This window comes from Pseudoalteromonas rhizosphaerae (assembly GCF_028885455.1).
In the GTDB taxonomy this organism is placed as follows: domain Bacteria; phylum Pseudomonadota; class Gammaproteobacteria; order Enterobacterales; family Alteromonadaceae; genus Pseudoalteromonas; species Pseudoalteromonas rhizosphaerae.
This window is the reverse complement of sequence record NZ_CP118496.1, coordinates 3,315,983-3,331,601: the sequence shown is the minus strand read 5'-3', so window position 1 is coordinate 3,331,601 and position 15,619 is coordinate 3,315,983. Positions and strand designations below refer to the sequence as shown.

Genomic DNA, 15,619 nt, shown 5'->3' with positions numbered 1-15,619 from the left:
TTGGGGGAATTACAATAACCTTACAGAAGCCCTATGATTTTTAAATCTTCTACTCAAAAAACCTTAATTGCACTTGCCGTAGCATCCAGCGTTATGTTGTCCGGTTGTCAATCAACCGCATCTACCCCTAAAGAGCAACCACAATCAACTGTTGCCAGCGTTGTTGTAACGCCTGCTGATACAGGCAGCAGCGCGATCACACTTGAGCAAGCAATGGCTCATCCTGATTGGTTAGGCCGCCAAGCAGAGCGTGCGTTTTGGGCTGCTGATTCAAAAACAGTTGTCTATGCGCAAAAACAACAAGGTAATGAGCTTCGAGACTTATTTACACAAGCTGTTGATAGCCAAGCGGCAAGCCAAGTAGCGTTAAATAAGTTGCATACATTAGGGGCTGGTGATGCTGTTTATTCAGTGGATCGTACACAGCAAGCCTATGTATTTGAAGGTAATATATTTGTAAAGAACATCAATACAGGTGCAATTACACAAATTACTCACGACAGTGCTAAACAATCTAAACCACAATTTTTAACTGATGGTAATTTAGCTTATCGTCAAGGAAACACTTTTTATAAAGTAGATTTGGCAACGGGACTGCAAGCTGAGCTTGTAAATCTTCATTTGAGCGATGCACCAAAAGGAGTTACAGAGCCTGAAACTTACATCGCTAAAGAACAGCATAAACTGATTGATTACATTGCGCTGACTCATAAAAATAAAAAAGATAAACAAGCGCGCAAAGAGCAACTCAATCAGCAAAATAGTTCAATTGCCGATGCTCAGTTTTACTTAGGTAAAGGCAATGAGTTAGCCGATGTGCAGTTATCACCAAATGGTAAAGCATTAATTGCTGTTGTCACTGAGGCCAAACCTTGGCGAGATGAAGCCGACATCATGCCAAACTATATTGCTGATGATGCACGGGTAAAAGCTGAAAAAGTACGTCGTCGTGTTGCTGATGAAAAACCACAAACCTCGCAAGTTATCTACATAGATTTAACTGAGCAAACGCAAACAGCACTCGCATTTGATACCTTACCTGGTTTTGATGAAGATGTATTAGCGGCAGTTAAAAAAGAAAACTATGCCCGTGACGGCAAAACATATGAATCTAAAAAAGAACTTCGTGCTATCAACCTAATGATGGATTGGGGATGGGATCAAAGTGCTATCGTCTGGAACAAAGCCGGCACGCAAGTCGCGATTATGCTTGAAGCATGGGATAACAAAGACCGTTGGTTAGCTACTGTTGATGCTGAAAATTCCAAACTTGTTTCACAACACCGTTTACACGATGATGCATGGGTTAACTATGCTTATAACGATTTTGGCTGGTTAAATAATTCAGATACCTTGTATTATTTATCTGAAGAAACTGGCTATAGCCACCTATATAAAAAACCACTCAATGGTAAAGCAACACAACTTACCAAAGGTCAGTTTGTCGTATCGAACCTCACACTAACAGATGACGACAGTGCAATTTATTACAAAGCCAATGTTGAGCATCCTGGTCTATATGAAATCTACCGCGTTGATCCACAAACGGCAAAATCAGAGCAAGTAACCAACTTAGACGGTATGACCGACTATAAATTAAGCCCTGATCAAAGCAAATTTTTGTTAACACATTCCAAAATCATGGCTCCACCAGAGTTATATGTTGCTGATGCAAAAGCGAATACAACTGCAACGCAGCTAACTCATACAGTATCGAGTGAATTTTTAGCAAAACAATTAATTGCGCCTAAAATTGTTACGGTACCGTCAAGTCATACTGAACAACCGGTATACGCTAAAGTATATTACCCAGCAGACTATGTAGAAGGTGAGAGCGGCAAAAACCGCAAAGCGATCATTTTTAACCATGGTGCAGGTTATCTACAAAACTCACACATGGGTTGGTCAGGTTACTTCCGCGAATTTATGTTTCATTCATTACTAGCCTCTGAAGGTTATGTAGTGATGGACATGGATTATCGTGCATCAAAAGGTTATGGACGTGATTGGCGTACGGCGATTTACCGTCAAATGGGTACCCCAGAAATTGAAGATTTAGCCGATGGTGTTAAATGGATGGCTGAAAATGCCAATGTTGATACCGGTGCTGTGGGTACATATGGCGGCTCTTATGGTGGCTTTATGGCCTTTATGGCGTTATTTACTCAGCCTGATTTATTTCAAGCCGGGGCTGCGCTTCGTCCAGTTACCGATTGGGCACACTATAATGGTCCATACACATCAAACATTTTAAATCACCCAGATGTTGATCCAATTGCGTATGAAAAAAGTTCGCCTATATATTATGCGCAGGGACTTAAAAACCGCTTATTGATCAACGCCCCTATGGTTGATAATAATGTGTTTTTCCAAGACTCAGTACGCTTAGTACAGCGTTTAATTGAGCTTGAAAAAGAAAACTTTGAAACGGCTATATTTCCAGTCGAACCACATGGTTTTGTACAGCCTTCTAGTTGGTTAGATGAATACCGTCGTATTCATAAACTATTTAAAGAAAGTTTATAAGCACTAAATTTTTAGACAACGCCAAGCTTATGCTTGGCGTTTTTTTATATAATTTATCAGCAATGGCGTTGCGAGTACTATTCCGCCAATTGCACCTATTAAGTGAGCATCAACAGCAACCCGAGAGGCAATTAATTTACTCACTTCAGCACTGGGGCCATGAAATTGTTCATAAGCAATTTTAAGCCAAATACCGATAAACAATAAACCGCCGCTTTTCATGCCAACTTCAATATCTTTGATTGCCCCCCACACAATTACACCATGCAGTAGTGCACTCAATCCGGTGTAAATGTGAATGTCAGGACAAAAAAAGTAAACACCAATACCGCACCAAGCAGCCAAAAATAAGGTGTGCAATGCATATTGCGTCGGTTTTGTATGCTCAGCATGTAACGCCCATATCAGTACGATACCGGCACAATTTAATGCTAAGTGCGCCCAGTTAGCATGCACATATTGGCTCGTGATCAAACGCCATACTTGGCCTTGGTCAATGAGCTGGCGATTAAACTCTAAAACATCATTTAAATTAAACGCTGCAAATAGGGCGCTTAATGCCATTAAACACAGCGGGGGTAAAATATATCGGGGTTGAAGTGGTAAATTGACCATTTTATTCTTATTTTTACAGCAAAATTTTGCATATTGTGCCCGTTTAACTTTAAGATGCCAAACATCTCAATGCAATTAAGGTCTTTTTATGTTTTTACCTTTTAAAACCAGCGTCGTCTTTAGTTTAACTCTTCTCACTTTACCTGTTTTAGCCACTCAAACACCACGAGAAGTACGCGAGCCAGAAGCCGCTACAGGCCATCAACTTAAGCAACATGTAACTGGTCAGCAGTATATGGTTGCTGCGGCAAACCCCTATGCTGCTAAAGCAGGACAAACCATACTCGCTAAGGGCGGCAGTGCAGTCGATGCTGCCATTGCAACGCAATTAGTCTTGACCTTGGTCGAGCCGCAATCATCAGGAATTGGTGGTGGGACTTTTATGCTGCATTTTGACAAAGGTCATAATAAGCTAACCAGCTTTGATGGCCGCGAAACAGCGCCAAGTAATGCTGACGAAACATTGTTTTTAGATGAAAAAGGTAACGCGGCACCTTGGATTGAAGCAGTGGTTGGCGGCCGTTCAGTGGGTGTACCTGGTTTATTGCATGCCTTTGCTAAAGCGCATCAACAATATGGCAAACTTGCATGGGCGGAACTGTTTAAACCGGCCATAGAACTTGCTGAACAAGGATTTGTAGTATCACCGCGTTTACATGCTTTGTTAGCCAAACAAATAAACCCTGGGGTGACAACACTTCCAGTGATCCGTGATTATTTTTTTCCAGATGGTAAACCGCTTGCTGTTGGCACTGTTAAAACGAACCAACCACTTGCTGAAGTTTACAAAAAAATCGCCAGTAAAGGCATTGATGCTTTTTATAAAGGCGATAACGCTAAGCAAATGGTTGCTGCGGTCACTCATTCTATTGTGGCACCAGGTACTTTAGCATTAACCGATTTAGCTAATTATCAAAGTAAACAACGTGACGCAGTTTGCACCCCGTACCACAGTTATAAAGTATGTTCCATGGCACCACCGAGCAGTGGCGGAGTCGCGGTGTTACAAATTCTCGCTTTGCTTGAAGATAAGAACATGGGTCAATTTAAAGCTAATTCTGCACAAGCCCTGCATTATTTTAGCCAAGCATCGCGACTCGCTTTTGCGGATCGTAATGTGTATATGGGCGACCCCGATTTTGCAGATATTCCTACTAATGAGCTACTCGATAAACGCTATATCGAGCAACGGACAAAATTAATAAGTGAGCGAGACGAAAAAGCCTATGCAGGGCAACCTCGTCCATTACTGAGTTACGCACAAGATGATGCGTATGAATTGCCATCTACTACTCATGTATCTATTGTTGACAGTGAAGGGAACGCGGTATCAATGACCAGCTCAATAGAAATGGCGTTTGGTTCAACGGTTATGGTGAACGGTTATATATTAAACAACCAATTAACCGACTTTGCCTTGTCGCCGCGCAAAAACGGCAAATTATTAGCCAACCGCGTTGAAGCAGGTAAACGCCCGCGCAGCTCAATGTCACCGGTGATGGTGTTTAATAACCATGGCAGTTTACGCTTAGTGGTCGGCTCACCTGGCGGTAGCCGAATTATCGACTATGTCGCGCAAGTAGTTATTGGCGTATTAGATTGGCAACTAACTGCTCAACAAGCCATTGACTTACCAAGAATTACTAATCGTAATAATTATACAAGTGTTGAAAAAGGCACCGCTATAGAGGCGATTATTCCTGATTTACAAAAACGTGGTCATACAGTAAAAGTCGTCGATTTAAACTCTGGCTTGCATGCGGTTGAAGTCGTCAATGGCACTTTATTTGGTGCCGCAGATCCTCGCCGCGAAGGGATCGCTTTAAGTGAGCAAAGTATTGTTCTTAAAGAGCACGAAATGCCAGTGAATAAGCCTTAATTGACATCGTGATTTAATGTACAATCTACTTTTACGTGTGTGTTAAGCGCACACGTCTTATTTTCTCCTAATGGTCTGACAAGATTGAATATCATTGCTTTTTAATATTCAACAGTAATAATGACAGATCGTAACTTAAAGACTTCGTTAAGCTTGGACTTATGACTACAAATACTGACCCAAATTATCTTTATATTCATCACTCAGGCCCAGGTCTGATCGAAACGCCACTCTTAAATAAAGGCAGTGCATTTACTCAAAAAGAGCGTGAAAGTTTCAACCTTGCGGGATTACTGCCTCCTCGCTATGAAACGATTGAAGAGCAGGTTGAACGTTGTTATCAACAATATTCAAGTTTTAAAGACAACCTAAATAAACACATTTATTTACGCGCCATCCAAGATAACAACGAAACACTTTACTACCGTTTAGTGCGTGACCATCTTGAAGAAATGTTGCCTATTATTTACACCCCAACCGTGGGTGATGCCTGTGAAAAATTCTCAGATATTTATCGCAGCGCGCGCGGTTTATTTATCTCTTATGAAGACCGTTATCAAATCGATGATATTTTACGTAATGCGACCAAAGGCAAAGTAAAGGTTATCGTTGTTACTGATGGTGAACGTATTCTTGGTTTAGGCGACCAAGGTATTGGTGGCATGGGCATTCCAATTGGTAAGCTATCACTTTATACCGCCTGTGGTGGCATAAGCCCAGCCTATACGCTACCGGTTATGCTTGATGTAGGAACGAATAACGAAAAGTTATTAAACGATCCTATGTATATGGGCGCTCGCCATAAACGTATTGCACAAGATGAATACGATGAATTTTTAGATCTATTTATTAAAGCCGTTAAGCGTCGTTGGCCAAATGTATTATTACAATTTGAAGACTTTGCACAACCTAATGCAATGCCTTTATTAAAACGCTACCGTGATGAAATTTGTAGTTTTAATGATGATATTCAAGGCACAGCGGCGGTTACAGTTGGTTCGTTACTTGCTGCATGTCGTGTGAAGAATGCACAATTATCAGAACAAAAGGTAGTGTTCGTAGGTGCAGGCTCCGCAGGCTGTGGTATTGCCGAGCAAATCATTACACAAATGGTGTCGGAAGGTATTTCTGACGAGCAAGCCCGCAGCCAAGTTTTCATGGTTGATCGTTTTGGTTTGTTAACACAAGGCATGGAAGGGCTGCGCGACTTCCAGCAAGCACTTGCCCAACCTACAGATAAATTAGCTGATTGGACATACAGCGGTGAATACGCGTCATTGCTAGATGTGATGCACTGCACAGCTCCTGATATTCTCATTGGTGTATCAGGGCAACCAGGTTTATTTACTGAGCAAGTTATTCGCGCCATGCATAATGGATGCGAACAGCCCGTTATTTTCCCGTTAAGTAATCCATCTAAGCAAGTTGAAGCACTGCCGGAAGATGTGATCAATTGGACACAAGGCAAAGCGATTGTTGCAACTGGCAGTCCTTTTGCACCGGTTGTTTATGACGGTGAAACATTTGTAATTCCACAGTGTAATAACAGCTATATTTTCCCTGGTATTGGTTTAGGTGTCATTGCGGCGAAGGCCACCCGTATTACTGATGCAATGCTCATGGTGTCGAGTGAAATATTGGCAGAATCATCACCTCGAGCTAATACCGGTAAAGGGAGTTTATTACCTGCACTAACAGAAATTGAAACACTGAGTAAACGCATTGCTTTTGGTGTGGCTAAAAAAGCCATCGAAGAGGGGGCTGCACTTGAGATCAGCGATGATATGTTATGGGCGGCAATTGACAGAAATTACTGGTTACCAAAATACCGTAATTACAAACGTTGTAGTATCTAAGTGATCACTGCTGATTAACTAGTAAATTATCTAGAAACAGGCTTCGGCCTGTTTTTTTATGCTTGTTCATTTTAAATTAACCGCGTACGGTATCTAATAACGTTATTAAAACTATTAAGGATATGTATGCGTTATTTACCATTGTTAGCCGCGACTCTAAGTTTCAATGTATTTGCAGCCAGTACACCAGATGCCCCACACATTTACATTCAAGGCCAAGCGCAAATCTCCACTATTGCCGATAATGTAAAGTTAGGCGTTGCAATTGTTGAAGTTGATAAGGACTTGATGAGCGCTAAACAAAAAGCTGATCAAACTATGGCTAAAGCGATTAAATTAGCAAAGCAGCAGGGGATTGATGAAAAAAGTATTTATGGTTCACAAATCTCAATTAACCGAGAAAATCAATACAACCGTGAAACAGGTAAACAAGACTTTATTGGTTACCGAGTTAGTCGCACACTTTCACTCACACTGACGGATGTAACAAAATATCCATTACTGTTGCAAAGTTTAGTAAACGCAGGCATTAATGAAATAAATCAAACTGAGTTCACATCGAGTCGTTACGAGTCATTGCAAAAGAAAGTGCAAAAAATGGCAATTGCAGATGCAAAATCAGCGGCAAAAGAATTTGCAGCTGAATACGACGTAGAACTCAAAGGTTTGTATAGTGCTTCAAATGCCCCTATGAACGTATCAGCTCAACCTTATATGCGTGCTGAAAAAACCATGTTGTCAGACAGTAATTCAGGCAATTTCGTGCCTGATGCCTATCATGCTGGCGAAATCACAATTTCAGCAGACAGTTATGCAATTTATCTAATTAAAAATTAACACTCAACTCATTGGTGGCGAAATTTCGCCACCAATTTATCTCCCATTTCAGGGGAGATTCTCGCGATAGCATTAAGCATATTAATTATTTGGTCGCGATCATACTGATTACTAATATTCTCATTTACATCATCGATAATAGCATCTAAATAAGTAAATAGACTCTGCGCTGCTTTACTGTTCTGGTGGGTTCTGAACAAAATGTTTTTGAACGCTTCGAGTACATTATTCATCACATAACCATCACTTTTTGCATAGTTGCGGATTGGCGTGAAGTTATCATGCAATAATTCATCAAATGATGTTTCATGGAAATATAACAGTGGCTGTTTATCATCACTATGTTTTAAAGAGTAATTAACGTTATAAATGCTTAATCGATCAATGAGTAAAATACTGAGCATATCGATCGCCTTTACCGCAGTACCTGGATCGTTAATACCCGGGCTCATCGCTTTCACTGCAATCTCTGAGATCTGTGTCATTCCAAACCGATAATTGTCACTTACATATTCTTCGATATAAAAAATAAAGCAATTAAGTAAATCTTCAAGGAGTTGCTCGTTATCAGATAAATCATGATTACATTTTAAAAACGGATAGCCTTCAACAGTAAAAAAACCCTGCTTAACTACAACATAAATTTTTATATCATGTTGTTGGCAAAGGGCACATAGTTTATCGCTATTCACGCCTTTAAAGTAACCTTCTGTTTTACTTGAAATACTAGACCAATCGTCAAAGTCAGGAAATACATCGATAGGGTTATCTTTTTGCATGCTAATAATCGATTTCAATTCACTTTTAGTATTCTTATATAAGTCGTTTAATACGTTATCGACTTGAATAGCCCTTGAAATTGAATGGATGAAAAATACAAAAAAGCCTAACGATATCAGGCCAAAAACAAGTGAAAAAAGTATGCCCAATGAAGGAATTCCTATTTCACCATTATCCATAGTACGGATGTTGATCAGCATAACGATTGAAAAAATAATACTGCCGAGATAAAACCCCAAAACAAGTTGATGTGATTTACGCGTTATAAGCCCCGGTAATACTCTAGGTGATAGACTTGCGCTGGCACTATTAAGTACCACCATAACCATAGAAAAACTAAAAACAGTTAGCGAAATAATGCTGCCGGTTAATGTACTTAGAATCGTTCGTGCATTTTCTTCGCTATCGACTAATAATACCTCAAGCAGTGACTTAAGCTCCATAACAAAAGAGGTGTACTCTGTTGTGGTAACAAGTACTGCAAACAATAAAAATATCACCGATAATAACGATGGATAGAAACCAATACTACTGACTAATTCTCGGTAATTATCGGCAAATTTTCGCGGAGTAAACATATATGAACCCTAAGATGACTTAGTTGTTGCACCAACAACAGCTAGTTTATGCAGTAAGCTTAACAACAAACTTTGTTGCAGGTCTAATAATTAATAGTAACGGTGCCAATAGGAACGAATTTTTTATCCGCTACAGGTTTAAAATCTATAATATATGCGCTTCTAATCGTGGGCAGCAAGATGTTGAATTTTACGGTTCGCACTGAGTTTTTTGACTACAATATTAGCTTATTACTTGATATGCGACGAAATCGTATAAATAACAGACGTTATTAAGAGGGCGCTGTATAAGGTCTTTCTATTAATCTCAGTAGCAAGACCATACAAAGGTTAAAATAAGTGATGTTGTTTTCTGAGGTTGATTATCATTTGTTATTTAAATAACAATAGTTGTATAGTAATACGAATTATTAGGGGACTTGGCAATACACAAGTTCTTATAAACTCTTAGATAAAAATTAGGTTTATTGTGATCATATCTTTCTACGCAGCCATATTAGCTTTTATGTATATTTATTTAAGTATAAATGTTGTAAAAGTGCGAAAAGCAAATCAAATATCATTAGGTACTAACGATAACCAACAACTACTAAGAGCAACGCGAGCTCATGGTAATTTTATTGAATACGTACCTTTCGCGCTGATCCTTATCTTTTTAGCAGAGTACCAAGGTTTAAGCAGTCATTATTGCCATCTTTTAGGTACTTTATTAGTATTTGGTCGCGTATGCCACTGCATTGCGATTAATGATAATACCTTAAAGCTTAGAGTTATAGGCATGCTATCAACCTTTGCAACCCTCGCGTTAAGTGCAATTGCGTTACTGCTCGGTCGTTTTTTCTAAATGTTTTGTACATGGCTTGCACTTTCTACATCATTGATAGTAAATCCTGTTAGTGCAGCTGTTGATCATAATGATACGCGTCATACACTGAATGTTATTTATCCTAAGCCAGAGCGTGAATACGAACTAGATAATTGGTATCCGCTAGAGTTACTCAAACTTGCACTAAAATATAGTGGTCAAGCGCATACCTTACAATCATCGATAAAAATGGTACAAAGCCGTTCTTTAAAAGAGCTAGAACACGGTGAACTGGTTAATGTAGTATGGTCAATGACAAGTATAGAAAGAGAGCAATTGTTTAAGCCTATTAGAATTCCAATTTATAAAGGTTTATATGGTTGGCGTTTACTACTAACTACTGAAGACAAACTTTCATTATTTACAGCCGTAAAAATGCCATCTGAACTTAAAAAGCTTTATTTTATTCAAGGACATGACTGGCCAGACACGGTAATTCTAAGCGATAACGGTTTTCAAGTTTCAACATCAACAAGTTATGACTCCTTATTTAATATGCTTGTTAAAGGACGTGGGGATGCATTTCCCCGCTCAATTTTAGAAGTTGATTGGGAATTAAGGCAGCTTGATGCAAACGATCACATTACTACTGTACCGAATGTCGTATTTTATTATCCAGCAGCGATCTACTTTTTTGTTAACTCGCAGCGCGATGATTTACATAATGCAATTCAAACTGGTCTAGAAAAAGCACATCAAAATGGTGAGTTTGATAAATTATTTAATCGCCACTTCGCTGAAATTATTGCAAGCGCAAAATTACAAGAAAAAATGATTATAAAATTAGAAAATACACATCTTCCTCACTTAACTCCTATTAACAACAGTGCATTATGGTTTACTCCAGAAAAAGCATTCAGTTCCATAAGTCATTATGAATCCAATAACTAAAATCTTTATAATTGGCCTACCTCGTACGGGCACAACCAGTGTATGCCATGCATTTTTACAACTTGGTTTTAGTTGTGCCCATACAGCCTATAACAAGCAATGTTTTAACCAAGCGCAAGTGATTGCTGACACACCAATTTTTAATGATTACGAATATTTAGATTCACTTTATCCAGGTGCTAAATTTATCTATTTAGAGCGGGAAGCAGAAAAGTGGCTGCCTTCAATTCGCCAATTATTACTGAGAATGCACACCAACTTAATGCGAGAGGATGGGGGTTTTAACCCACATATTAAGCGTTGTTATCTGCATACCTTTGGCAGTTTTTCTATAGATGAATTACACAGTGATGCCTATTTGCAACAATGCTATGAGCAACACAAAAGTGCTGCACATAACTATTTTGCTAAGCGAGCAGCTGACTTTTTATCAATAGATATAGCCCATCCAAACAGTTTTAATCAGCTTTGTGATTTTTTGCAATTACAAACTGAACTGACAAAGTTTGAAAAAATGAATATTGGCGGCAAGGTAACAGCTTGGAATGCAATAAAACATCCACTAAAAGTTGCATCAACAGCAAATGGTAAAATCGATAAATATCTATACCCAACATCTTGATAAGAAGTAACTACTCAAGGTGATTAAAAATTATTGCTGTAACAAGATTTTGTAGTTCAATTGCGTTAAAATCTCGCCATTAGTTTTTAGGTAAAATATTTATGTTCGAATTAAAATACCACACTCCATTTGCATGGACCGAAGCTGTGATGGCAGACTTTGACACCTTTTTACAAGATCATGCCGCTGCAGAAAAAAAAGCGTCCGGTATGGCTATGTCGATGTTGTCGCATTATCCAGATCGCCGCAAGCTTGTAAAAGCAATGACCGATTTAGCACTGGAAGAAATGATCCACTTTAAACAAGTATTAAAGCTATTGCTTGATCGTGATGTTAACTTAGGTAACGACCAAAAAGATCCGTACGTAAAAAAAATTCGCGCGATTTTTAGAAATGGCCGCGACGAGTTTTTAATGGATAGATTATTAGTCGGTGCCGTAATTGAGGCGAGGGGACACGAGCGTTTCTCTTTAGTTGCACAAGCATTACCAATCGGCAAAGAAAAAGATTTTTATGTGGCAATAGCTAAATCGGAAGAAAAACATAAGAACTTATTTGTCGAGCTGGCTTATGAATATTTTGATAAAAATGAGGTCGATGCACGATTAGAAGAAATTCTTATCGCTGAAGCTGAAATATGTAAAAACATTCCATTTACTGCGGCGCTGCATTAATCAGATCAGCGCTTGATAGTGCACGTTGAAGTGTATAACCGCTGAGCAGCAACAGCTGCCATATGTTCAGCCATTAATTTGGCTGATATTTGCTTGTATGTAACTCACTTTTTTGAATTTTTTTTGGTTGTAAGATCACTGGAAATTGGGCTACTACCTTAGTCCCTTTGCTGCTAGAGCTTCGCTTAATAGGCAGTTTATATTCTTTTGCAATACTATTCATCACGTAATAACCTAGGCCAAAATTTATAGAGCGGGTAAACATTGATAGGCCTTTACCGTTATCTAGTACCTGCAATATTAACTTGTTACCGATCTTATTTAAGTGAACTGTTATTTTAGTTGCACTTGCATGTTTAAATATATTCTCAACAGCATGGTATAACACCGCATAAATATCACACTGTAATTGTTTAGTAAGAACTTCATTACCAAGCGTGATATTGAATTCCGACTCAATACCATCCCTTGATAAACATTTAATATGTAGCATATCAATCGCTGTAGCCAAGTCGTTCTGCCCAAGGCTTGCATGGCTATTAGCAATAGGGCTTAAAATTTCATGTGCTTTTTTAAGTTTATCAAGGCCTTTACATACCATTATTTGATCTCCGCCACATAAATCTATGCCGTTTGCTAAGTTTATAGCAGCAACACTTAGCCCTTCACGCTGTAATTGCTTTTGATGTGACTTAAAAACACGGTGAAAACTCTGCAACCAAAAGAATACAAAGCTAGCAACACCTAAAAATAAGCTAATTAGTATTAAAGCATAAAACCACAAAGCACTATTTGAGCTATACCAAGGCCCACTTACAAAAAAATTGAAAGACTGTGGCTTACTCCACATACCTCCATTAACTTTGCTTCTATATTCTAATGTGTAATTATCAGGGTTTAGCTTATTTAATTGTATTAATGGGGTAGGGATATCATGCCATTCACTCATATTTAAGCGGTATTGATAATTAATGTGATCGCTAAGCGTGTAGCTATAATTAGTCAAAGCTATATCAAGCCAGCCAGAGTTATTCACTTTTAACGTTTCTGGATTTAAGTACGTTTTAGTGTTTGTTCTTATATAACTAATACGACTATTTGGTATAGTTTCTTGCTTTTTTCTTTCAACTCTTATTACGCCTTGGTTGCTAACCGCAACAATTTTATCACTAATACTTAATATTCCATTTGGTGTAAAAGAATGATCTCCTGTACCTTCTAAAAGATTAGTGTAAGCATCATCCATACTAAACTTGTGAATACCATGGTTAGTAGATAAATAGAGCTCTTGGCTCAATGAATGTAGCTCATTAATATATAGCGGGCTTACAATAGATTCCCACTGACCGTTAATTTTTCTAAATAAACCGCTGCCGTAAGTTGCAGCATAAAGTGTATTACCTAACAATTGAATATCTGCGATAGGTGCATATTTTTCAAGTTCAATCGAGGCATCACCCCGTTGATTAAAAGATATCAACCCCTTTTCATTAGCAATATAGAGTATACCTCCAAGGTTTTTAGTTGCCCAAGCAGTCTTATGCGATAGAAATTTATTGATATACCCTGAATCGAGTTGCGAAAGGGCTAAATCAAATATTTGAACTCCCTCATCATTTGTGGATAAGTAAATCTGTTTATTAATAACTGCTAAGTTAATTACATAACCTTTAAAGAACTGAGTAACAAGCTGTGTAGTCAAGTTAATAGCATATGCACCTAAATTAGTAGTAACGAACAGCGTGTCACCTTCTTGCTGTAATGCAGTGACAGAAAAACCAAGTTTTGAGATTTGCTGATTCAAATTGTTAAGAGCAGAATAGTGACCGTCAGAGTAAATATAAAGCCCGTTATCAGAGCCTATCCAGGTTTTACCATTTACTGTTGCGATCACATTGTAAATCGAAGCAATTGAAAGACGATCGAGTCTGACCTTAGATGAAACGACCTCAAAGCTATTAACATCTAATGCCCATAAATTTTGTTCATCATCAACAAACAAGTCTTTATATGCTTGAGGATGGGAGTTTATGCCTTTTTGTAACACTGATAGTTGTGTTATTTCAGCTTGGTTTATAGAGCCACGGTCTACATAATACAAAAAATATGGAGGTGAAAAGCGCAGATGTCTTGCACTTGTAATGTCGTCATTAACAATTTTTATGTCATTCAAGTATGAATATGATGTCATATGATCATTTAAAAAATAAATCACTCCGTAAGGTGTAGCAACTAGCTCTCCGTCACTAACATGTGTGTCATCAATTAATCGTACACTCCTATTATTAATCACGTAGACACCGTCATTTGCCATAATGTACCCATGGTTGGCTGAGGCAGATACATCAAACATCTTATCTTTTTTACCAAGCGGCTCAGTAACTTCAAATGTTTCTAGATCAAGTAACGTTAATTGCTCTCTAGCTAACATAAATAAATATGTATTATTTACTGCCAGCTTTCTAGCTGCGATATCACTAAGTTTAACGGCTTCAAGCGTATTTAGATTAAATTGCCACACCTCTTTATCTTTATAGGCTATATACAAATAACCTGGTGATTGAAAGATAACATCACTTGTCCAACGCTTAGGTAAAATAGAGATACTCGAAAGGTTTAGGTAATGACTACCATCGAAACGATAGACACCATCATGTGAAGAAAAATAAATATTCTTGTTATTATCTTGGGTAGCGGCATTCAAATGCTGCATGTTAAATGCAAAACAATAAGTGCTACTCAACATAAAGAAGATTAAAAATAGTAACTTGTTCATAATGGTGTCCATTTTATTATTATTACCAATCAAATTGGCTTACACATTTCCTAGTGACCATTATTGTGCCGATGTTGGCCTGTGATCTCTAGAACCACAATATGGCTTTACAATTGGTAACTCTACGTTTAAATCATCAGAATGTTCAGATGTTAATGATTCCGCTTGATAATTCAACGTTTTTTTAACCCCTTTTGATATAGTACTTTTATACCAATTTTCATGAGCATTTTCAGGAGGAGTTACAACTAGAAATGTAGGCTTTCGAGGGTCAGATTCATTTACTTTAGTGTTCCAACTATGCAAAACCTGATCACCTGCTGCGTTGCCGTACATACTTGCAAATGCAGTAGCAAGTAAATGCGCACCTGCATCACTGGTTATAATCATCGCCGTTTTAGAAAAGTCACTACCACAATCAAAGCTCATATCAACATTAAGCAATGAATTATCTGGTAGTAAAATATCTGCACTCATATATTGAATAACTGCACGATCTGCTTGAGGAGCAAGAGCTGCAACATTACAAATCGTTAATGTTGCACACAGTAAAGTTGCAATTTTAAATGTATTTTTAAGCATATTAATATCCTTTTTTACGCCATAGACAACGATCCATCTGCAACAGTATCAACAAATACCTCACTCATGACAGTCAAAAGCTTTTGAGTCAGTATTGTTGTTAACTTTTGCACATCAGAAGTTCACGTCTTGTAGGCA

At 38.2% G+C, this 15,619-nt stretch carries 12 protein-coding genes; 8 read left to right on the top strand and 4 right to left on the bottom strand.

Translation table 11 applies throughout. The features are described 5' to 3' along the window. Positions 1-33: 33 nt before the first annotated feature. On the top strand, positions 34-2,526 hold the full coding sequence (locus PVK79_RS14250; RefSeq protein ID WP_257326026.1) for a S9 family peptidase: 2,493 nt from the start codon (positions 34-36) through the stop codon (positions 2,524-2,526). Positions 2,527-2,553: 27 nt separating this feature from the next. Here the strand turns inward: PVK79_RS14250 and rrtA are convergent, their stop codons facing one another. Then, entirely contained in the window at positions 2,554-3,141 is a 588-nt protein-coding gene (gene rrtA / locus PVK79_RS14245) for a rhombosortase (protein ID WP_149981163.1), read from the bottom strand. A gap of 88 nt (positions 3,142-3,229) precedes the next feature. On the opposite strand from rrtA, the gene ggt reads away from it, so the two are divergent. From ggt to PVK79_RS14230, 3 genes are all read left to right on the top strand, one after another. Next, entirely contained in the window at positions 3,230-5,020 is a 1,791-nt protein-coding gene (gene ggt / locus PVK79_RS14240) for a gamma-glutamyltransferase (protein WP_257326023.1), read from the top strand. Between the two features lie 161 nt (positions 5,021-5,181). Beyond that, positions 5,182-6,876: an NAD-dependent malic enzyme gene (locus PVK79_RS14235; protein WP_182759278.1), complete on the top strand. Its 1,695-nt coding sequence runs from the start codon at positions 5,182-5,184 to the stop codon at positions 6,874-6,876. 126 nt (positions 6,877-7,002) lie between these two features. Further along, positions 7,003-7,713: an SIMPL domain-containing protein gene (locus PVK79_RS14230; protein ID WP_182740524.1), complete on the top strand. Its 711-nt coding sequence runs from the start codon at positions 7,003-7,005 to the stop codon at positions 7,711-7,713. 8 nt (positions 7,714-7,721) lie between these two features. On the opposite strand, the gene PVK79_RS14225 is transcribed toward PVK79_RS14230, so the two are convergent. Next, positions 7,722-9,071 carry a DUF2254 domain-containing protein gene (locus tag PVK79_RS14225; RefSeq protein WP_257326019.1) on the bottom strand — a complete coding sequence of 450 codons (1,350 nt, stop codon included), beginning with the start codon at positions 9,069-9,071 and terminating at the stop codon, positions 7,722-7,724. A 469-nt stretch (positions 9,072-9,540) separates the two neighbouring features. On the opposite strand from PVK79_RS14225, the gene PVK79_RS14220 reads away from it, so the two are divergent. The 4 genes from PVK79_RS14220 (at position 9,541) to PVK79_RS14205 (ending at position 12,123) form a co-directional block, all read left to right on the top strand. Continuing rightward, entirely contained in the window at positions 9,541-9,915 is a 375-nt protein-coding gene (locus PVK79_RS14220; RefSeq protein WP_257326018.1) for an MAPEG family protein, read from the top strand. Next, positions 9,916-10,827, top strand: a complete 912-nt coding sequence (locus PVK79_RS14215) for a type 2 periplasmic-binding domain-containing protein (protein WP_257326017.1) — start codon at positions 9,916-9,918, stop codon at positions 10,825-10,827. After that, positions 10,820-11,449: a sulfotransferase gene (locus PVK79_RS14210; RefSeq protein ID WP_257326375.1), complete on the top strand. Its 630-nt coding sequence runs from the start codon at positions 10,820-10,822 to the stop codon at positions 11,447-11,449. Before PVK79_RS14215 ends, PVK79_RS14210 begins: the two co-directional genes overlap by 8 nt. Before the next feature lie 101 nt (positions 11,450-11,550). After that, complete coding sequence (locus PVK79_RS14205; RefSeq protein WP_257326016.1) at positions 11,551-12,123, top strand: MiaE family protein; 573 nt, start codon at positions 11,551-11,553, stop codon at positions 12,121-12,123. A gap of 73 nt (positions 12,124-12,196) precedes the next feature. Here the strand turns inward: PVK79_RS14205 and PVK79_RS14200 are convergent, their stop codons facing one another. Continuing rightward, positions 12,197-14,932, bottom strand: a complete 2,736-nt coding sequence (locus tag PVK79_RS14200; RefSeq protein WP_274803908.1) for an ATP-binding protein — start codon at positions 14,930-14,932, stop codon at positions 12,197-12,199. A gap of 27 nt (positions 14,933-14,959) precedes the next feature. Next, the gene (locus PVK79_RS14195; protein ID WP_257326013.1) at positions 14,960-15,481 is read right to left on the bottom strand and encodes a hypothetical protein; all 522 of its coding nucleotides are present in this window, start codon (positions 15,479-15,481) and stop codon (positions 14,960-14,962) included. Positions 15,482-15,619 lie beyond the last annotated feature (138 nt).

Excerpts from the sequence above, each read along its gene's own strand:
- PVK79_RS14250 (WP_257326026.1), top strand. The coding sequence starts at position 34 with ATGATTTTTAAATCTTCTACTCAAAAAACCTTAATTGCACTTGCCGTA.
- PVK79_RS14195 (WP_257326013.1), bottom strand. The coding sequence starts at position 15,481 with ATGCTTAAAAATACATTTAAAATTGCAACTTTACTGTGTGCAACATTA.
- PVK79_RS14225 (WP_257326019.1), bottom strand. The coding sequence starts at position 9,071 with ATGTTTACTCCGCGAAAATTTGCCGATAATTACCGAGAATTAGTCAGT.
- PVK79_RS14235 (WP_182759278.1), top strand. The coding sequence starts at position 5,182 with ATGACTACAAATACTGACCCAAATTATCTTTATATTCATCACTCAGGC.
- PVK79_RS14205 (WP_257326016.1), top strand. The coding sequence starts at position 11,551 with ATGTTCGAATTAAAATACCACACTCCATTTGCATGGACCGAAGCTGTG.
- rrtA (WP_149981163.1), bottom strand. The coding sequence starts at position 3,141 with ATGGTCAATTTACCACTTCAACCCCGATATATTTTACCCCCGCTGTGT.
- PVK79_RS14230 (WP_182740524.1), top strand. The coding sequence starts at position 7,003 with ATGCGTTATTTACCATTGTTAGCCGCGACTCTAAGTTTCAATGTATTT.
- PVK79_RS14215 (WP_257326017.1), top strand. The coding sequence starts at position 9,916 with ATGTTTTGTACATGGCTTGCACTTTCTACATCATTGATAGTAAATCCT.
- ggt (WP_257326023.1), top strand. The coding sequence starts at position 3,230 with ATGTTTTTACCTTTTAAAACCAGCGTCGTCTTTAGTTTAACTCTTCTC.